This is a genomic window from Stenotrophomonas sp. STEN225, assembly GCF_056756445.1.
This window is the reverse complement of sequence record NZ_JBRRBV010000006.1, coordinates 86713-107037: the sequence shown is the minus strand read 5'-3', so window position 1 is coordinate 107037 and position 20325 is coordinate 86713. Positions and strand designations below refer to the sequence as shown.

General features: G+C 67.5%; 12 protein-coding genes. 9 read left to right on the top strand and 3 right to left on the bottom strand.

Annotated features, from left to right (window positions below; genetic code table 11):
* Positions 1–26 precede the first annotated feature (26 nt).
* Entirely contained in the window at positions 27–1436 is a 1410-nt protein-coding gene (locus ACVOJ1_RS08110; RefSeq protein WP_481558702.1) for a sugar porter family MFS transporter, read from the top strand.
* Positions 1433–3991, top strand: a complete 2559-nt coding sequence (locus ACVOJ1_RS08105; protein ID WP_346480308.1) for a glycoside hydrolase family 3 N-terminal domain-containing protein — start codon at positions 1433–1435, stop codon at positions 3989–3991. The genes ACVOJ1_RS08110 and ACVOJ1_RS08105 overlap by 4 nt, the downstream gene beginning before the upstream one ends.
* 73 nt (positions 3992–4064) lie before the next feature.
* On the opposite strand, the gene ACVOJ1_RS08100 is transcribed toward ACVOJ1_RS08105, so the two are convergent.
* Positions 4065–5123, bottom strand: a complete 1059-nt coding sequence (locus ACVOJ1_RS08100) for a LacI family DNA-binding transcriptional regulator (RefSeq protein WP_053516379.1) — start codon at positions 5121–5123, stop codon at positions 4065–4067.
* Positions 5124–5215: 92 nt separating this feature from the next.
* Here ACVOJ1_RS08100 and ACVOJ1_RS08095 point away from each other — a divergent pair, with 92 nt between their 5' ends.
* The 7 genes from ACVOJ1_RS08095 to ACVOJ1_RS08065 are packed head-to-tail and all read left to right on the top strand — an operon-like array spanning position 5216 to position 17182.
* Entirely contained in the window at positions 5216–7390 is a 2175-nt protein-coding gene (locus tag ACVOJ1_RS08095) for an alpha-glucuronidase family glycosyl hydrolase (protein ID WP_346480307.1), read from the top strand.
* A 2-nt stretch (positions 7391–7392) separates the two neighbouring features.
* A complete protein-coding gene (locus tag ACVOJ1_RS08090; protein WP_481558706.1) occupies positions 7393–9369 on the top strand; it encodes a sialate O-acetylesterase in 1977 nt (658 codons plus the stop codon).
* A 59-nt stretch (positions 9370–9428) separates the two neighbouring features.
* The gene (locus tag ACVOJ1_RS08085) at positions 9429–11111 is read left to right on the top strand and encodes a glycoside hydrolase family 43 protein (RefSeq protein ID WP_346480334.1); all 1683 of its coding nucleotides are present in this window, start codon (positions 9429–9431) and stop codon (positions 11109–11111) included.
* 38 nt (positions 11112–11149) lie between these two features.
* Positions 11150–13816: a glycoside hydrolase family 3 protein gene (locus tag ACVOJ1_RS08080; RefSeq protein ID WP_481558705.1), complete on the top strand. Its 2667-nt coding sequence runs from the start codon at positions 11150–11152 to the stop codon at positions 13814–13816.
* A complete protein-coding gene (locus tag ACVOJ1_RS08075) occupies positions 13803–15287 on the top strand; it encodes an MFS transporter (RefSeq protein WP_346480305.1) in 1485 nt (494 codons plus the stop codon). Before ACVOJ1_RS08080 ends, ACVOJ1_RS08075 begins: the two co-directional genes overlap by 14 nt.
* A gap of 16 nt (positions 15288–15303) precedes the next feature.
* Positions 15304–16341, top strand: a complete 1038-nt coding sequence (locus ACVOJ1_RS08070) for a glycoside hydrolase family 43 protein (RefSeq protein ID WP_262218103.1) — start codon at positions 15304–15306, stop codon at positions 16339–16341.
* On the top strand, positions 16331–17182 hold the full coding sequence (locus ACVOJ1_RS08065; protein ID WP_111186966.1) for an aldose epimerase family protein: 852 nt from the start codon (positions 16331–16333) through the stop codon (positions 17180–17182). The genes ACVOJ1_RS08070 and ACVOJ1_RS08065 overlap by 11 nt, the downstream gene beginning before the upstream one ends.
* Before the next feature lie 48 nt (positions 17183–17230).
* Here the strand turns inward: ACVOJ1_RS08065 and ACVOJ1_RS08060 are convergent, their stop codons facing one another.
* Together ACVOJ1_RS08060 and ACVOJ1_RS08055 are read right to left on the bottom strand one after the other, a co-directional pair.
* The gene (locus ACVOJ1_RS08060; protein ID WP_346480304.1) at positions 17231–18484 is read right to left on the bottom strand and encodes a carbohydrate porin; all 1254 of its coding nucleotides are present in this window, start codon (positions 18482–18484) and stop codon (positions 17231–17233) included.
* 78 nt (positions 18485–18562) lie between these two features.
* On the bottom strand, positions 18563–20263 hold the full coding sequence (locus ACVOJ1_RS08055; protein ID WP_053516393.1) for a PTS fructose transporter subunit IIC: 1701 nt from the start codon (positions 20261–20263) through the stop codon (positions 18563–18565).
* Positions 20264–20325: the final 62 nt, after the last annotated feature.

The following is a 20325-nucleotide window of genomic DNA, read 5'->3' as shown; positions in this document are numbered from 1 at the left end:
GCAATGGAGCGATCGAGGGGATGTCGATGAACCAGGCAGCAGATGGCGGAGAGAACACACGGCTGATCGTTCTGATCAGCGTGGTGGCAACGATTGGCGGGTTCCTGTTCGGGTTTGACAGTGGCGTCATCAACGGCACTCAGGACGGCCTGCACCAGGCGTTCCGCTCCGGGGAATGGATGCAGGGCTTCGAGATCGCCTCGATGTTGCTGGGCTGCGCCGTGGGCGCTTTCAGCGCCGGCAGGTTGGCCGACCGGCTGGGGCGGCGCAACGTGCTGATCCTGTCGGCGGTGATGTTCCTGCTGTCGGCGCTGGGGGCCGGCGCTGCGGGTTCTTCCGCGTGGTTCATCGTCGCGCGGGTGATAGGGGGATTTGCAGTCGGCGCGGCGAGCGTGATTTCACCGGCCTACATCGCCGAGGTGGCACCCGCCCGTTACCGTGGCCGACTGGCTACGGTGCAGCAGATCGCGATCATCAGCGGGCTGACCGCAGCGTTCCTGTCCAACTACCTGCTGGCCGCCGCCGCCGGGGCATCGACGGAGCCTCTGTGGGCAGGGCAGGCCGCCTGGCGCTGGATGTTCTGGATGCAGGCGGTGCCCTCGCTGATGTTCCTGCTGCTGTTGCTGACCATCCCCGAGAGCCCCCGCTACCTGGTGGTGAAGCGGCGCAAGGAGGACGCACTGCGGGTTCTCACCCGGCTGCTGGGCCGCGACAAGGCACAGCTCACGCTCGACGAGATCGAGGCCTCCCTGTCCACCGACCATCATCGTCCGCGGCTGTCCGACCTGAGGAGCAGGGCGACCGGGCGGATCCGTCCCATCGTCTGGGTGGGTGTCGGCCTGGCCTGTTTCCAGCAGCTGGTCGGCATCAACGTGGTCTTCTACTACGGCGCCGTGCTGTGGCAGGCGGTCGGGTTCTCGGAGAACGACGCGCTGCTGATCAATGTGCTGTCCGGCGCACTGAGCATCGGCGCATGCCTCGTCACCGTGCTGCTGATCGACCGTATCGGTCGCAAGCCGCTGCTGTGGATCGGCTCGGTGGGCATGTCCGTCTCCCTGGCGCTGGTGGTGGTGGCCTTCGCCAGCGGCTCGCTGGCCGACGGGCACCTGCAGCTGCCGGGCCGCATGGGCACCCTGGCGCTGGTCGCCGCCAATGCCTACGTCGTGTTCTTCAATCTGTCCTGGGGACCGGTGATGTGGGTGATGCTGGGCGAGATGTTCCCCAACCAGATCCGGGGCTCGGCACTGGCCGTCGCCGGTGCAGCGCAGTGGACGTCGAACTTCGCGGTCACGGTGACGTTTCCGATGCTGCTGGCCGCGGCCGGGCTGGCGGCAACCTACAGCATCTACCTGGTGGCCGCGGTGGTCTCGGTCGTGTTCGTGCTGCGCCATGTGCACGAGACCAAGGGCAAGGAACTGGAGCAGATGGAAGGATGAGCGCCATGACATCGCAGGATTCCATGCGCCGTGCCGGCGCGCTGATCGCCGGACTGATGCTGGCGCTGGTCGGTTGCAAGGGGGGAGACCGGCCAGCGCAGGCCACCGCTACCGAGGCTGATCCATGGCCACAGGTGGCCTGGCCCCTGGCCGAGGATGCCGCACTGGAGAAACGCATCACCGACCTGATGGCCGGCATGACCGTGGAGGAAAAGGTCGGCCAGCTGGTGCAGGGAGACATCGCCAGCATCACCCCCGACGACGTGCGCAGATACCGGCTCGGCTCGATCCTGGCCGGAGGCAACTCCGATCCTGGCGGTCGCTACGATGCATCGCCCGCCGAGTGGCTGGCGCTGGCGGACGCGTTCTACGACGCCTCCATGGACACCTCGCAGGGTGGAAAGGCAATTCCGCTGCTGTTCGGCATCGACGCGGTGCACGGGCAGAGCAACATCATCGGCGCCACGCTGTTCCCACATAACATCGGGCTCGGCGCTGCTCGCAATCCCGAGCTGCTGCGCAGGATCGGCGAGATCACCGCGCTGGAGACACGCGTCACCGGCATGGAATGGACGTTCGCGCCAACGGTCGCGGTTCCGCAGGATGACCGCTGGGGGCGCACCTACGAGGGCTATTCGGAGTCTCCCACCGTAGTGGCCAGTTATGCGGGTGCCATGGTGGAGGGCCTGCAGGGCAGGATAGGGTCGCCTGACTTTCTTGATGGCCGCCATGTGATCGCGTCGGTGAAGCACTTCCTGGGCGATGGTGGCACGACCGGCGGGAAGGACCAGGGCGACACCCGCATCAGCGAGGCCGAGCTGGTGCGCATCCATGCGGCCGGCTATCCGCCGGCGATCGCTGCCGGAGCACAGACCGCCATGGCGTCGTTCAACAGCGTCAACGGCGAGAAGATGCACGGCCACCGGCACTACCTCACCGACGTGCTGAAAGGGCGGATGAACTTCGGCGGCTTCGTGGTCGGCGACTGGAATGGCCATGGACAGATCAAGGGCTGCACGACCACCGACTGTCCCGCCACCATCAATGCGGGCCTGGACATGGCCATGGCGTCGGACAGCTGGAAGGGCTTCTACGAAACCACCCTGGCAGCCGTGAAGGACGGCAGGATCACTGCTGAGCGGCTGGATGATGCGGTGCGCAGGATCCTGCGGGTGAAGTTCCGCCTGGGCCTGTTCGAGGCGGGCAGGCCTTCCACCCGGGCGGTCGGCGGCCAGTTCGCGCTGATCGGCGCCCCTGAGCATCGCGCGGTGGCGCGGCAGGCGGTGCGCGAGTCGCTGGTGCTGCTGAAGAACCAGAACGGCATCCTGCCGCTGTCGCCAAAGCAGCGGATCCTCGTGGCCGGCGACGGTGCCGATGATGTCGGCAAGCAGGCCGGCGGCTGGACGCTGAACTGGCAGGGCACCGGCACCACCCGCAAGGACTTCCCCAATGCGGATACGATCTTCGAGGGCATTGCGCAGCAGGCCAGGGCCGCGGGTGGCGAGGCCACGCTTGCCATCGATGGCAGATACACAGTGAAGCCGGATGTGGCGGTGGTGGTGTTCGGTGAAGATCCGTATGCCGAGTTCCAGGGCGACCTGCCCACGCTGGCCTACAAGCCCGGCGATGAAACGGATCTGGGATTGATTCGCCGGCTCAAGGAAGACGGCATTCCAGTGGTGGCGGTCTTCCTGAGCGGGCGACCTCTCTGGGTGAACCGGGAAATCAATGCCGCGGACGCCTTCGTGGCGGCGTGGCTGCCGGGATCGGAAGGCGGTGGCGTTGCCGACGTACTGCTGCGTGGTCCGGATGGCCGCATGCAGCACGACTTCAAGGGCAGACTCAGCTTCAGCTGGCCACGTACGGCCACGCAGTACGCCAACAACGTCGGCCAGAAGGACTACGCCCCGCTGTTCCCGTTCGGCTTCGGTCTGAGCTATGCCGACAAGGGCGATCTGGCGGCACTGCCGGAAGTTTCGGGCGTCACCGGCAACGAGGGGGCAACCGGTGTCTTCTTTGCCCGCGGCGATGCAGGTGCCGGCATGGCGCTGCGGCTGGAGGATGGTGCCGGGCAGGGCATGACCGTGATCAGCGTGCCGGATGCACTGGCAGATGACCGTCTGAAGATCACCGGTGTGGACCATCTGGCCCAGGAGGACGGCCGACGTCTTGCCTGGTCGGGTCAGGGGGAAGCCGTGGTCGCACTGCAGTCGCACACGCCGCTGGACCTGCAGCGGGAAGCCAATGGTGATCTGATGCTGTTGACCACGCTGCGTGTCGACGTGGCACCACGTGGCGAGGCGTGGCTGTCGGTGGGCTGTGGTGCCGGGTGCTCGGCGCGCATCGCCATCGGGCCCACGCTGGCGGCGCTTCCGGTCGGCCAGTGGACGCGCGTGGGCATTCCCCTGAAATGCCTGGCTGCGGCCGGAGCGAAGGTGGGTGCGCTGGATCGGCCGTGGTCGGTGGGGACGGCTGATGCAATGACGATCTCCGTGTCCCGCGTGGCGCTGGGCGCGCTGAACGAAGCCGAGACCACCCTCGGATGCGGTGCGTGATGGCATCCTGCCTGAAGGCCAGCGCGCTGGACACAGGCACCGTGCGGGTGCCGGCATGACACGGGCCTGTGCGCTACCGGTGCGTAGGCGGGGCCGCCACCGAATCGCGTGCGATCAGGCGATGCGGCACGACATGATCCCGCAGTACGGGGGCGTTTCCGGCCGGGCGACGGATGGTGCGCAGCAGGATATCGATGGCAGCATTGGCCATCGAGGCGATCGGCTGATGGATCGTCGTCAGTTCCGGCCACACGGTGGTCGCGGCCGATGTGTCATCGAAGCCCACCACCGACAGGTCGCGGGGAACCTCCAGGCCGCGTCGGTGCGCCACGGAGATGGCGGCTGCCGCCATGTCATCGTTGCTGGCGAAGATGGCCGTCGGTGGCCGACGCTGGGACAGCAGCTTCTCGGCGGCGGCCAGTCCGGACCGGTAGGTGTAGTCGCCGTGCTGGACCAGGCCGGGTTCCACCGACAGTCCGGCTTCCTGCAACGCGGTGACGAAACCATCGTAGCGACGCGCACTCGCGCTCAGATCCCGGCGCCCGCGGATGAAGCCGATGCGGCTGTGGCCCTGCCGGATCAGGTGCTCGGTCATTTCCTTACCTGCGTTGAAGTCGTCGATGCGGACGCAGGACAGGGCCTCGCTCAGGCGCCCCGATGCGATGGCCACCACCGGGATGCCGGCCTTCACCAGTTCACTCACGGCCGCCTGCGATTCGCACAGCGGCGGCGGCAGGATCACCCCGTCGACGCGGCTGGCCAGGGCACGCGCTGCGGTGCGCTCGGACTCATCGTCAAGGTTGTCCCAGTAGTCGATGACCAGTTGGATGGCAGAGCTGGACGCGACGCGCAGCAGCCCGACCAGCAGTTCGCGCAGGTAGGCACCGCTGGGATTGGTATAGATCAACGCAATGCGCGTGTGCTGCGCAGCGGCCAGCGAACTGGCCGCCAGATTGGGCGTATAGCCCAGCTCACGCACGGCACGCATCACCCGCTCGCGGGTGACGTCCCGCACCTTGCCCTGGTTGATCACCCGCGACACGGTCATCGGCGAAACGCCGGCAAGGGCCGCAACCTCGTCGATCGTCACGCCAGCGGTTCTGCGGCGAACCGATTTCTTCGGCTTGTCCAATGCACGATCCCTTTGTTCTTGGTGGCGTTGCCGCGCAGGTGCGAGGGCAGATGATGAACCGTTCCGGCGCCGGTCGTAGTCTACAAAGTCGAATGTTAACGCCGTTGTTCCGTGCTGTCGGCGGACGGCTGTGCGCCGCCCTTGCCTTGCTGGCATGCGCCGGTGGCGCACACGCGGAGGATGGCTACGCATTGTGGATGCGCTACGTGCCGGCGGCCGTGGAGGTCGCTGCCGGCTATCGGCTGCAACTGGGCGAGGTGGTCGCCCCTGACCAGACGCCTACCCAGCGCGCCGCGCGTGATGAACTGGCGCGCGGCCTTCCCGGGTTACTGGGAACGGCACCGCCCATCCGCACGGACCTCGCCGGTGATCACGCACTGGTGCTGGGCACGCCGCAGTCCTCGATGCTGGTCGCGCCGTTCCGCGAAGACATTGCCACCTTGGGCGAGGATGGCTACCTGATCAGGAAGGTCCGCAGCGGAGGACGCGATCTTCTGCTGGTGGCGGCACGGCAGGACATCGGTGTGCTGTACGGCGTGTTCCACCTGCTGCGGCTGCTGCAGCGTGGCGCATCGCTGCAGTCGCTGGACGTGCGGGAATCGCCCCGGGTTGCGCTGCGGGTGCTCGATCACTGGGACAACCTGGATCGCTACGTCGAACGCGGCTACGCGGGCAGCTCCCTATGGGACTGGCAGACCCTGCCGCAGTGGCGTGACCCGCGCTATACCGACTACGCCCGCGCCAACGCGTCGCTGGGCATCAATGGCACCGTACTGAACAACGTCAATGCCAGCGCCCTGAGCCTGTCGCCGGCCTATCTCGCCAAGGCCGCCGCGCTGGCGGACCTGTTCCGCCCCTACGGCATCCGTGTGTACCTGAGCGCACGCTTCAGCGCGCCCATCGAGCTCGGCGGCCTGGCCACGGCCGATCCGCTGGATACGGAGGTGCAGCGATGGTGGCGGAGAAAGGTCGAAGAGATCTACGCCCTCATCCCGGATTTCGGCGGCTTCCTGGTCAAGGCGAACTCGGAGGGCCAACCGGGCCCGCAGGATTACGGCCGCTCCCATGCCGACGGTGCCAACCTGCTGGGCGATGCCCTGGCGCCGCACAACGGCGTGGTGATGTGGCGTGCCTTCGTCTACTCGCACGAGGTACCCGAAGATCGCGCCAAGCAGGCCTACGGTGAGTTCATCGGCCTGGACGGTGCCTTCCGCCGCAACGTGATCGTGCAGGTGAAGAACGGGCCGATCGATTTCCAGCCCCGCGAGCCGTTCCATCCGCTGTTCGGCGCAATGCCACGCACGCCGTTGATGATGGAGTTCCAGATCACCAAGGAGTATCTGGGCTTTGCGACGCACCTGGTGTACCTGGGCACGCTGTACGAGGAAGTGCTGCGGGCCGACACCCGGGTACGCGGACCGGGCTCCACGGTCGCGCGCGTGGTCGACGGTTCGCTGCACGGCCACGCGCTGACCGGCATCGCCGGCGTCGCCAACATCGGCGTGGACCGGACCTGGAGCGGCTCGCACTTCGATCAGGCCAACTGGTATGCCTTCGGGCGGCTGGCCTGGAATCCGCAGCAGTCTGCCCGCGCCATCGCTGAAGACTGGGCCGCGCTGACGTTCTCGCCGGACCCGCAGGTGACCGGCCCGATCGTGCGGATGATGATGGCCTCGCGCGAAGCGGCGGTGGACTACATGACCCCGCTGGGCCTGCATCACCTCATGGCCCGTGGGCATCACTACGGCCCCGGTCCCTGGGTGGATGGAGGGCCACGCGCCGACTGGACGTCCGTGTACTACCACCGCGCGGACCGGCACGGCGTGGGCTTCGACCGCACATCGGCCGGAAGCAACGCGGTGTCCCAGTACGCCCCGGCGGTCGCCGCGGAGTACGGCGACCTGGCGCGGGTGCCGGAGTCGCTGCTGCTGTGGTTCCATCATGTGCCGTGGGATCACCGCATGCGTTCGGGGCAGGTGCTGTGGGACGAACTGGTGGGACGCTACTCGCGTGGCGTGCGCCAGGTGCAGTCCCTGCAGGCTGCCTGGGTAACCCTGCAGGGCCGGATCGATCCACAACGCTATCAGCACGTGGCCGCGTTCCTGCAGATCCAGCAGGAGGAGGCGCAATGGTGGCGCGATGCCAGCGTGGCGTACTTCCAGTCGCTCAGCGGCCGGCCGTTGCCGCCCGGCGAACCGCCACCGCCGCACCCGCTGTCGTATTACCAGGCATTGCAGTTTCCTTTCGCACCGGGGGATGGACGATGAGCATGATCGGACGGGCCGGGAGGGCGGCCTTGCTGCTGGCCCTGGCTGCAATGGCCGGGTCCGTCGCGGCACGGGAGCCGGCGGCGTTGCTGCATCCGCTGTTCCAGGATCATGCCGTCCTGCAGCGTGATCGGCCGATCGCGGTCTGGGGCCAGGCGCCTGCGGGGCAGGAAGTTTCCGTGACCTTCGCCGGGCAGGCGGTGACCACGCAGGCGGATGCCACGGGCCGATGGCACGCCACGCTGCAGCCGACTCCGGCAGGCGGCCCCCACATGCTGCAGGCAACGTCCGGCAAGGACATCCAGATCGCCCGCGACATCCTGGTCGGCGATGTCTGGCTGTGCTCCGGACAGTCGAACATGGAGCTGCCCGTGTGGCGCGCGCTCAATGCAGGCAGCGAGATCGCCTCCGCCACGCTGCCGACGATCCGCCTGTTCACCGTGCCACAGGCCGCGGCGGTGCAGGCGCAGACGACATTCCAGAGCGCGGTTGCCTGGACGCCGGCATCGCCCGCCACGGTGCGTGACTTCTCCGCGACCTGCCTCTACTTCGCACGCGAGCTGCGGCGCACGGTCGCCGTGCCGATGGGATTGATCCAGGCCGCCTGGGGCGGCTCGCGGATCGAGGCATGGACCAGCGTCGAGGCGCTGCGCGCGCAGCGGGGCATGGCAGAGCCCCTGGATGTCCTCGCGCTGTATGCCGATGATCCCCTGGCGGCACGCGCACGCTGGGGGCGGTACTGGCAGCAGTGGTGGGCGACGCGCGATGAGGCTGTGCCCGGCGCAGCGCCGTGGCGCGCGGAGGCCAGCGACATCGGATGGCAACCGGCGCCGGCAGCGCTGGGCGCATGGGAGCGGTGGAACGTCCCGGCGCTTGCCGATTACAACGGCATGGTGTGGTATCGCACGCAGGTCATGCTGAGTGCGGAACAGGCGGCGCAGGGCGCGACGCTCGAACTGGCATCCGTTGACGAGACGGACATGACCTGGGTGAACGGTGTCGCCGTGGGCAGCCAGTATGGCGCCGGTGAGCGGCGCTATCCGCTGCCGAAGGGGCTGTTGAAGGCCGGGTCCAACAGTGTCGTGGTCAACGTGCTGGACACCTACGGTGAAGGTGGCCTGGCCGGCCCTGCCACCGCACATGCGGTGATCCTGGAGGACGGTCAGCGGGTGGTGCTGGATGCGTCCTGGCAGTACCGGATGGCACCTGGCGGACAAGCGCCCCCGTTCGCTCCCTGGCAGGCGGCGACGGGTCTGTCGACGTTGTACAACGGCATGATCGCGCCGCTGGGCGCGTTCGGACTGCGCGGCATGCTGTGGTACCAGGGGGAGTCGAACACCGGCGACGGCGCCGGATATGCGGCACTGCTGCGCTCGCTGCGGGATGACTGGCGACGCCAGTTCGGTGCAGGCACGCCGTTGCTGCTGGTGCAACTGGCTGGCTATGGCCAACCGCCCGTCGCCCCTGCGGACAGCGGATGGGCGCAGGTGCGCGACGCACAGCGCCGGGTCGCGGCCGAAGATCCCCGCAGTGGCCTCGCCGTGGCCATCGACATCGGCGATGCCTACGACATCCACCCACCGAACAAGCAGGAACTGGGTCGCCGTCTGGCCCGGGTCGCGCGCCACGTCATCTACGGCGAGCACACAGTGGCCCCGTCAGGGCCGGATGCGGCCAGGGCCCTGCGTGTGCCGGCAGGCGTGGCCGTCGAATTCGAGGATGTCGACGGCGCCCTGGCAGCAATCGGTTCGAAGCACCCCATCGGCTTTGAACTCTGCGATGCCGCTGCCCCGCGCTGTGAGTACAGCGACGCCGAACTGGATGGACGCCGGGTGGTGTTGCGCAGCCTGCCTTCCCTGCGCCCGACGCATGTCCGCTACTGCTGGGCCGATGGCCCGGTGTGCACGCTGCGTGACAGCAGCGGGGCGCCGGCCGGTCCGTTCGAACTTCCCATTGCCGACGCCGAGGCCCGACGATGAAGATGTTGTCCCTGCAGCACCCTTCTGCCCGGCGCGCCCGGGTGTCACTGGCGCGCCGGATGCTGGCAGCGATGTTCGCGCTGTCGGCGGCGACCGCCCATGCCGCCTCGCCAGAGGCCGCGCCGCCGGTGTACTTCGACTGGTTCGAGTACCGCGGTCATGACACCGCGTTTGAGGCGCCGCTGCCGGCGGGCCACTACCGCAACCCGATCCTGGCCGGCTTCCACGCCGATCCGAGCATCGTGGGCGCGAACGGGAAGTTCTATCTGGTCAACTCCAGCTTCACCTACTACCCGGGCATTCCGGTGTTCGAGAGCGTCGACCTGGTCCACTGGAAGCAGATCGGCAACGTGATCGACCGTCCGACACAGCTGGATTTCGACGGTCTGAGCGTCTCCCGCGGCATCTTCGCGCCCACCATAGAGTTCCACGAGGGAACCTTCTACGTCGTCACCACCGCGACCGACAGTGGTGGCAATTTCATCGCCACCGCGCGGGATCCGGCGGGACCGTGGTCCGATCCGCACTGGTTGCCCAGCATCGATGGCATCGATCCGTCACTGTTCTTCGACGAGGATGGCAAGGTCTATCTGATCAACAACGATGTGCCGCCTGGTCCGGCGCGCTACGACGGCCACCGCGCCATCTGGATGCAGCAGATCGATCTGTCGGCCTTCAAGCCGGTCGGCCCGCGCAGGGTGCTGGTCGATGGTGGCGTGGAGCCGGCGAAGAACCCCATCTGGATCGAAGGGCCGCACATCTACAAGCGTGAGGGCTGGTACTACCTGTCCGACGCCGAAGGCGGCACAGGGCCGCAGCATTCACAGGTGGTGCTGCGCAGCCGTGATGTGTGGGGGCCTTACATCCCCTATCCGGGCAATCCCATCCTGACCCAGCGCGAGCTGCCGGACGACCGGCCGCTGCCGATCACCAATGCAGGGCACGCCGATCTGATCGAGGGCCCGGACGGCTCGTGGTGGGCAGTGTTCCTTGCCAGCCGCAATTACCAGAAGCGGCACTACAACACCGGGCGCGAAACATATCTGCTGCCGGTTCGCTGGCAGGATGGCTGGCCGCAGATCCTGCCGACCGACCAGGCCATTCCCTATATGGTCAAGGCACCGTCCTGGATGCAGGGGCAGGCGTCCCAGGCGCCGCTGACCGGCAACTTCGTCGACCGCGACACCTTTGATGGGCCGACGCTTGCCGCCCACTGGCTGCGCGTTCGGGTGCCCAAACAGGCCTGGGCCGTCCTGGGTGACCGGCCGGGCATGCTGGCCGTGCACCCGCTTGCGGAGAATCTGGACACGCTGCGCAATCCGGCGTTCCTCGGTCGCCGCCAGCAGCATCTGCGCTTCGAGGCGAGTACCGAGATGTCCCGTCCGGCCATCGGTGTCGCGGCGGGCCTGGCTGCATTCCAGAGCGAGGCCTACTGGTACTTCCTTGGCGTCCGCAGCGTGCGCGGTGATCGTCTGTCGGTCTTCCTCGAGGGTCGCGACGGCAGCGGCAGCACGCGAACGCTGGCCAGCCGCGAGGTCCCCGCATCCGCGGTCCTGCGCCTGAAGATCGCCGGGGATGAGGCCGACTACGCGTTCTCGTTCGATACCGGTGACGGGCAGGGCTGGCAGACGCTGGCAGGGGATGTGGATGGCACGGTTCTGAGTACTGATCGCGCAGGCGGCTTCGTAGGCGCACTGCTGGGACCATTCGCGCGCGATGAGCGCGCCGGGAGGAGCAAGTGATGATATCGACTTCGTCCAACAACGCTGGCCACCGCAGCATGCGGCATGGCCGGCGGGTGCTTTACGCTGCGCTGCTGTGCATGGCGACCGCCGCGTCGGCCGCTGCACCGCGGCCATGGCTGGATGCGTCGGCCAGCTTCGAGCAGCGGGCCGCATCGCTGGTCGCACAGATGACGCTGGAGGAGAAAGCCGCGCAGATGCAGAATGCCGCGCCGGCGATCGAGCGCCTCGGCGTGCCGGCCTACGACTGGTGGAACGAGGGGCTGCATGGCGTGGCGCGGGCAGGGCAGGCCACTGTCTTTCCACAGGCCATCGGCTTGGCGGCAACGTTCGACGTGCCGCTGATGGGCGAGGTGGCGACGACCATCAGCGACGAGGCCCGTGCCAAGCATCACCAGTTTCTCCGCGAGGGCTCACACGGGCGTTACCAGGGGCTCACGTTCTGGTCCCCGAACGTCAACATCTTCCGTGACCCGCGCTGGGGCCGTGGCCAGGAAACCTACGGCGAGGATCCCTACCTGACTGCCCGCATGGGCGTCGCCTTCGTACGTGGCCTGCAGGGCGATGACCCGGTGTACCGCAAGCTCGATGCCACGGCCAAGCATCTGGCCGTGCACAGCGGGCCGGAGGCCGACCGTCACCACTTCGACGCGCGGCCCAGCCGGCGCGACCTGTACGACACCTACCTGCCGGCGTTCGAGGCGCTGGTGAAGGAGGGCGATGTCGATGCGGTGATGGGCGCATACAACCGGGTGTACGGTGAGTCAGCCAGTGCCAGCCGGTTCCTGCTGCGCGACGTGCTGCGGCGTGACTGGGGCTTCAAGGGCTACGTCGTCTCGGACTGCTGGGCGATCGTCGATATCTGGAAACATCACCGGATCGTTGCCACCCGTGAAGCCGCCGCAGCGCTGGCGGTCAGGAATGGCACCGAGCTGGAGTGCGGACAGGAGTACGCCACGCTGCCCGCAGCCGTGCGCCAGGGCCTGATCACCGAAGCGGAGATCGACAACGCGGTGACACGCCTGTTCGCCGCACGGATGCGCCTGGGCATGTTCGATCCACCGGAGCGGGTGCGTTGGGCGCGGATTCCCGCCTCGGTCAACCAGGCGCCCGCGCACGACACCCTGGCGCTGAAGGCCGCCCAGGAATCGCTGGTCCTGCTGAAGAACGAGGGGGTACTGCCGTTGTCGCGTGACCTCAAGCGCATTGCCGTGGTCGGTCCCACGGCTGACGACACCATGGCGCTGCTCGGCAACTACTTCGGCACACCGGCCGCGCCGGTCACGATACTGCAGGGTATCCGCGATGCGGCGAAGGGTATCGACGTGCGCTACGCCCGTGGCGTGGACTTGGTCGAGGGGCGTGATGATCCCAGCGCGACGCCGCTGATCGAGCCGACCTTCCTGCGGCCGTCGGCGGCGTCGACCGAGCGTGGCCTGCGTGGCGAGTACTTCCGCACGGCCGACCTGTCGGGCACGCCGGCACTGGTCCGCACCGACGCGCAGATCGGCTTCCGCTGGGACCGCGGCTCGCCAACCGACAATCTGCTTGCCCGTGGCGAGGCGGCGCCGGGGCAGGGCATTCCGAGCGATGGTTTCAGCATCCGCTGGACCGGACAGCTGCTGCCGCCGGTATCCGGGCGCTATCGGCTGGAGGTGGCCGGCGACGACGGCTTCCGCCTGTATCTGGACGGCAAGCGCGTGCTGGACCACTGGGTGAACACGGATCGTCTGCACGCCGAAGGTATCGACGTCGATCTGCAGGCGGGCCGCGCCTATGAGCTGAAACTGGAGTACTACGACGACGAGCGCGATGCGGGCGTGCGGCTGGGCTGGCGCATGCCGGGCGCCAAGGCACCCTTCGACGAAGCCCTTGATGCGGCCCGCGACGCCGATGTCGTGGTGTTTGTCGGCGGCCTGACCGGCGACGTCGAGGGCGAGGAGATGACCGTCAACTATCCGGGCTTCGCGGGTGGGGACCGGACCGATCTGCGGCTGCCGGCACCCCAGCGCACCCTGCTGGAGGCACTGCATGCCACCGGCAAGCCGGTGGTGATGGTGCTGACCGGCGGATCGGCAATGGCCGTTGACTGGGCCCAGGACCATCTGCCGGCGATCCTGATGAGCTGGTACCCGGGGCAGCGCGGCGGCACTGCCGTGGGCCAGGCGCTGTTCGGCGACGTCAACCCCGCGGGTCGCCTGCCGGTGACCTTGTACAAGGCCGGTGAAGCGCTGCCGGCGTTCGACGACTACAGCATGGAGGGCCGTACCTACCGGTACTTCCGCGGCACCCCCCTGTATCCGTTCGGCCACGGGCTCTCGTACACCCGCTTCGATTACGCAGCGCTGCGCGTTGATGCGGACAGGATCAATGCCGATGGCCGGCTGGGTGTGCACGTGGACGTGACCAACACCGGCACACGCAGCGGTGACGAGGTCGTGCAGCTCTATGTGCGACGCCAGCAGGCCGGCAGCGACGAGGCCGTGCAGGAACTGCGTGGCTTCCAGCGTGTCCATCTGGCCCCCGGCGAACGGCGCACCGTGACGTTCTCGCTTGAGGCACCGCGGGACCTGCGCCGTTATGACCAAGCGGGCGGTGCCTATGCGGTGCCACCCGGGGCCTACGAGGTGCGGGTCGGCGCCTCGAGTGCCGATATCCGCGCGCGGGCCGGGTTCTCGGTGGAGGCCGTGCATGGCAAGCACTGAACACACCCTCACGGTGCGCGAGAAGCTGGGCTACAGCCTGGGCGATCTCGCGGCGAACCTGATCTTCCAGACCCTGATCACCTATCTGGCGTTCTTCTACACCGATGTCTACCGGCTGCCGCCGGCAACGGCGGCTACGATCATCTTCGTGGTCGGCATGCTCGGCGCGTTCGTTTTCACCCCGCTGATCGGCATCGCCGCAGACCGCACCTCGACGCGGTGGGGGCGGTTCCGTCCGTGGATCCTGTGGACGGCGATCCCGTTCGGCGTGCTGTCGCTGCTGGCGTTCAGCACGCCAGAACTGGGCGAGCGCGGCAAGGTCATCTATGCGCTGGGCACCTACGCTCTGCTGGTCTTCGTCTATGCAGCGAACAATCTGCCGTACTCCGCACTGAGTGGTGTGCTGACCGGCAGCATGGCACAGCGCAACAGCCTGTCGGCCTACCGTTTCGTGGCCGTGATGATCGCGCAGTTCATCATCCAGGTCCTGCTGATGCCGCTGGTGCTGATCCTGGGTGACGGTGACCGCGTGCGTGGCTTCGAACAGGTGATGACCGTGTTCGCCATCGTCGGGACGGTGTTCTTCCTGATCACCTTCGCCACCACGCGCGAGCGCATCGTCCCCACCCGCGAGCAGACCGGAGGCGTGCTGCAGGATCTGTCTGACCTGCTGCACAACCGGCCGTGGCAGGTGATGCTGGCCCTGACCGTCCTGGTGTTCATCAACCTGGCGCTGAAGGGCGGCACGTACATCTACTACTTCCAGTACTACATGAGCGACGCTGCGCTGGTCGACTTTCTGGAAAACTCAGGATTCAACGGCCTGATCGGCGCGCTGAACGCAGGTCTGGGTAGTGCCGGATTCGCCGGCTTCAGCTGGCCCAAGGACGCGGCAACCTCGGCCTTCAGCCTGTTCAATGCCTGCGGAATCATCTGCATGATCCTGGGCATCGGCGTATCGCGACGGCTGGCAGACCGCTTCGGCAAGCGTGACGTCTTCGGTGGCGCACTGTTCATCTCCACCCTGTTCCTGCTGGCCTTCTACCTGTTTCCGCCGACGGCGGTCGGCGTCGCCTTTGCTGCCTTCATGCTGCATGGATTCTGCTACGGCATCACCATCCCGCTGCTGTGGGCGATGATCGCCGACGTTGCCGACTATTCGGAATGGAAGAACCATCGCCGGGCCACCGCGATCATCTTCTCGGCGATGCTGTGCGGCCTGAAGATCGGCCTCAGCGTGGGAGGCGCCCTGGTCGCCGGCATTCTTGCCCACTACGGCTACCAGGCGGGCGTGGCGACACAGCCCGAGGGCGTGGTCGAGGGCATCCGCCTGACCGTGAGCGTCTACTGCTCCCTACCTTTCCTGCTCGCCGTGGCGCTGCTGTTCGCGTACGAAATCGACAAGCGCGCGGAAGCCCGCATCGAACAGGACCTCCAACTGCGTCGCCGCACGGCCGACGCGTCCGCGTAACCCAACGATGACGACCATGATCGACCTCTCTCCAGGCGACGACGGCCGAGCCGACGACGCCCGCCTCGCGCAGCTCACCCGGCACGCCATCTCGCAGCCGCTGGTGACCCATATCTACACCGCCGATCCGTCGGCCCATGTCTTCGAGGGACGGCTCTACATCTATCCCTCGCACGACATCGACGGCGGCCAGCCGTTCGACGACGAGGGTGGGCACTTCGGCATGCAGGACTACCACGTACTGCGGATGGACACGCCCGACGGCGACGCCATCGATTGCGGCCGGGCGCTGCACCTTGACGACGTGCCGTGGGCGCACAAGCAGATGTGGGCGCCCGACGCCGCCTGCCGCGACGGGCGCTACTACTTCTATTTCCCGGCCAAGGATGCGCAGGGCCTGTTCCGCATCGGCGTGGCGGTCGGCGAACGGCCAGAGGGACCATTCATTCCCCGGCCCGAACCGATGCAGGGCGCGTACTCGATCGACCCGGCCGTATTCGAGGACGAGGACGGCAGCCACTATCTGTACTTCGGTGGGATCTGGGGCGGGCAGCTGCAGCACTATCGTGACAATCGGTACGACGCCGCGCACGAAGAGCCGACAGGCAGTGCGCCGGCGCTGGGGCCGAGGGTGGGCCGGCTCGATGCCGGCATGACCGAACTGGCCGAACCCACGCGCGAGGTGCAGATCCTGGACGAGCACGGCCAGCCGCTGCGCGCGGACGATCATGCGCGCCGCTTCTTTGAAGGGCCGTGGGTGCACAAGTATCAGGGCCGGTACTACCTGTCCTATTCCACGGGCAACACGCACCTGCTGTGCTACGCGATCGGCGACAGCCCCTATGGCCCGTTCACCTATGCCGGCGTACTGCTGACGCCCGTGGTGGGCTGGACCACGCACCACTCCATCTGCAGCTTCAAGGGACAGTGGTATCTGTTCTACCACGATGCGCTGATGTCCGGCGGCGTGACACATCTGCGCTCGGCCAAGTGCACGCCGCTGCACATGGAGGCCGATGGCCGCATCCGGACCATCGATCCCTATGGTGCATGAGCGCAGGCTGCCGGTGGACGACGCGCTCGCCCCGCTGCCGGCCGGTGAGCTGCACTGGCTTCAGGCAGGCGATCTCGAAGTGGCGCTGGCGGCCGGGGCAGGGGGGCGCCTGGCACAGATGCGTTACCGGGGCGTGGACTGGCTGGTGGACGCAGAGGAGGGCGGAGCGGCGACGATCGCCTGGGGCTGCTATCCGATGGTGCCGTGGGCTGGGCGCATCCGGCGTGGACACTTCAGCTTCGACGGTGCACCCCATGAATTGCCGGTCAACTTCGGCGGGCACGCCATTCACGGGGTCGGCTTCTCCAGGCCCTGGCAGATCGACAGCCTCGACGCGACGAGTGCCACGCTGACGCTTGATCTGCCGCGTGACAGGTACTGGCCCTTCGGTGGCGTTGCCCGACAGGTCATACGCCTGCAGGCACACTGCCTGCAGCTGCACCTCTCGGTGCAGGCTGCGCAGCAGGCCATGCCGGCAGTACTGGGCTGGCACCCGTGGTTCCGCAAGCCGGACCGGCTGCTGTTCAACCCTGGCGCGATGTACCCGCGTGACGAGGAGGGTATTGCCGTTCTGCCGTGCGTGCCGCCCACGCCAGGTCCATGGGATGACTGTTTCATCACCGACCGTGATCGTGACATCGCGCTGGTGCGCGGGGGGCAGCGCCTGCGGCTGCGATCGGACGGCGACCACTGGGTTGTCTACGACGGTGCCCCCCACGCCACCTGCGTCGAACCGCAGAGCGGGCCACCTGATGGCTTCACGCTTGCGCCGCGCCGGCTGCAGCCCGGTCAGCAGCTGGCGCAGACGTTCGAGCTGGTCTGGGAGCAGGACGCCCCCTGAACTGCGGCGCGGTTCAGCGCAGGGCGGGAACTGCGACGGAACGGGCCATCACAGGCTCCAATCGATGCGCAGGCCTGCAATCAGCGCATCCGGCAGGTCACGCTGGCGCGCAGGTTCGTTGAACTGGTCGGGATGGACGATGTAGTGCAGGTTCGGCGCAATCCGCAGCTGTGGGGTGAGCTGGATGCCGTAGCTCAGCTCCATCATCACCTGGCTGCCATGCGGGGTGCCGCTGCCACCGGCTGCGGCTCGCGCCAGGCGCAGGTTCTCCAGAGCGATGCCGCTGTACTTCTGCTGGGTCACAACGAAGGCGATGCTGTCCTGTGGACGGCGGGCGAAGGTGCCTTTCTGCACCAGGCCGGCCTGCAGAAAGTGATCCTCGATCAACTGGCCGGAGGTGCCCTTGAGCACGGCGCCGAAGACCGTCAGGCCGCGACCGCTGCCATCACCGGTCAGCTGCTGCTCGAAACGGGCAAATGCACCGGAGCGACCGTGGCGGTTCGCGTAGTCCTGGCCACTGAGCACGGCGGGCATTCCGTTGATGTCGCGCAACGGATCACGATAGGTCGAGTTGTCCTGCCAGCCACCCAGTTCATACCGGGCCCGCAATCGCGCCGAAGCCGGGCTGCGCCAGCCGATCGTGTACGGCACGATCCAGCCGGTGGCCTGGTGCGTGCTCCATTTCAGGCCATGCTGGCCGTCTTCGGCCTGACTCGGATCGACCTGGTAGGCGCCGACGCGCAGATAGACATCCGGCGTCAACCAGGTGGTGGCATCGGCCATCCAGCTCGACACCGGCCACCAGGTGAAGTTGCTGGTGCGGAACACGTAGGTCGGGTTGCCGCAGGCCGAATTGCCCTGGAAGTACTGGCACAGTTCGGAGCCGAGGAAGTGGATGTTGGCGACGCTGCGTCCGGCTTCGAGCACCAGGCGGTCGTCGAGCAGTTTCTGTTCGAGGGTCAGATTGGCCAGACGCGTCCCCTGGCCACCGTAGATTTCCTGCACCGAGGTGCTGTTGCCGGTGCTGCTGGCAGCCAGGTTGGTGCCATGGCGGTTGATGCCGTAGGCCTTGATCGTTGCCCCCTGCCACCCGAACGCGGCCTCCAGGTTCACGTCCGCGCCGAACATCAGCTGGCCGGCGTAGGCGGTACCGCTGTTCTTGCCGCCGTCGAGCGTGGCCGCGGCTTCGCCGGTGTAGGAAAGCTTGGGTGAAACGACCTCGCCCCGGTCGGCGGCCGCGGCCAGCGAGGGCAGCGTCAGCAGGAGTGCGGCCAGCAGCAGGCGGCGGGAGGAGCGGGGCATGGGCGGAAGTCCTGTAGATGGGCAACGACGCCGCCCCGGAGAGCCGGGACAGCCGAGTGATCGAGGCAGGGAGAACGGTCAGGCCGCGGCGGTGACCGGCTTCTTGAGGAGACGCAGCGCGAGCGCCGTCACGGTGACGCCGGCCAGCAGCGCCAGCAGGTAGACGCCCAGATGGGTGACCGCGTTCGGGATCGGCAGCACGAACACGCCACCATGGGGGACCTTCAGTTCGACACCGGCGGCCATCGAGATCGCGCCGGCCACGGCCGAGCCAAGGATCAGCGCCGGAATGGTGCGCAGCGGATCGCGCGCGGCGTAGGGGATCGCACCTTCAGTGACGAAACTGAGACCGAGCACGCCGGCGGCTCCGGCAGTGCCGCGTTCCTCGGCCGTGAAGCGGTTGCTGAACAACCACGTCGCCAATGCGATGCCCAATGGCGGCGTCATGCCGCCGATCATCGTCGCTGCCATCGGCGTGTAGACCTGGCTGGAGATCAATGCAGTGGAGAACGCATAGGAAGCCTTGTTGACCGGGCCGCCCATGTCCACCGCCATCATTCCGCCCAGCAGCAGACCGAGCAGGATCGCGCTGCTGCCCTGCATGCCGCGCAGCCATTCGGTCAGCCAGGCCAGCAGCCCTGCGACCGGCGTGCCGATCACGTACATCATCAACAGGCCCACCAGCAGGGTGCCCAGCACCGGCAGGATCAATACCGGCTTGAGGCCCTCCAGGCTGCGCGGCAGGCGCAGCGCTCGGTTGATCCAGTGCACGCCATAGCCGGCAATGAAGCCGGCCAGGATGCCGCCGATGAAGCCCGCGTCCATGTTGACCGCGACCAGCCCGCCGATCATGCCGGGCGCGATGCCGGGGCGGTCGGCGATGGAATAGGCGATGTAGCCGGCAAGTGCCGGCACCATCAAAGTGAAGCCGGCCTTGGCGCCGATCTGGAACAGGGACCAGGCCAGCGTGCCCTTGTGTGCATCGTCGAAGGCATAGATGCCGCCGAGGGCGAATGCCAACGCGATCAGCAGGCCACCTGCCGTCACGAACGGCAGCATGAACGATACGCCGGTCATCAGGTGCTTGTAGGGGCCGGTGCCCTTGCTCTTCTCGGGTGCGCGGCCCGGGGCAGACGCGCCGGCGTGGACATTGGCCTCGGCCAGCGCCTTGCGGAGCAGGTTCTGGCCATCGTTGATCGCGGGCTTGGTGCCACTCTTGAACAGGCGCTTGCCGGCGAAGCGTGACAGATCCACTTCACGGTCTGCGGCGATCAGCACCAGGTCGGCGGCAGCGATTTCCTCGTCGCTCAACGCATCCTGCGCACCGACCGAGCCCTGCGTTTCGACCCGGATTGCGTGACCAAGCGCCTTGCCGGCCTGCTGCAGGCCTTCGGCCGCCATGAACGTGTGGGCGATGCCGGTCGGGCAGGAGGTGACAGCGACGATGCGCTTGCGAGGGTCCGCCGCATCGGCCTTGGGCACAGCAGTTTCCAGTGATGCCAATGCAGCGAGTGGATCGTCCAGCACTTCGCCGAGGCCGGCGCGCACCACCGTCGCAGTGTCGAAGCGGGTCAGATCGGCCTCGCCGTCGCCCACCAGCAGGAGCGTCGTCGCGGTGGCGTGTGCGGCATCAAGTGCGCCGGTCACGCCCTGTTCGCTGCGGATCTCGATCACCAGTTCGAGGCCACGCTGGCGGGCGGCGCGGCGCAGCGCTTCGGCAGCGAGAACGGCCTCGATGCTGCGCGCGCCAGCGGCGATGATGACGGGGAAAGGGTGCATGGGAACTCCTGGAATTCTTCGGGTTCTGTTCTGCGTGAGGCGCTGGAGCGGGCCGTGGGGCC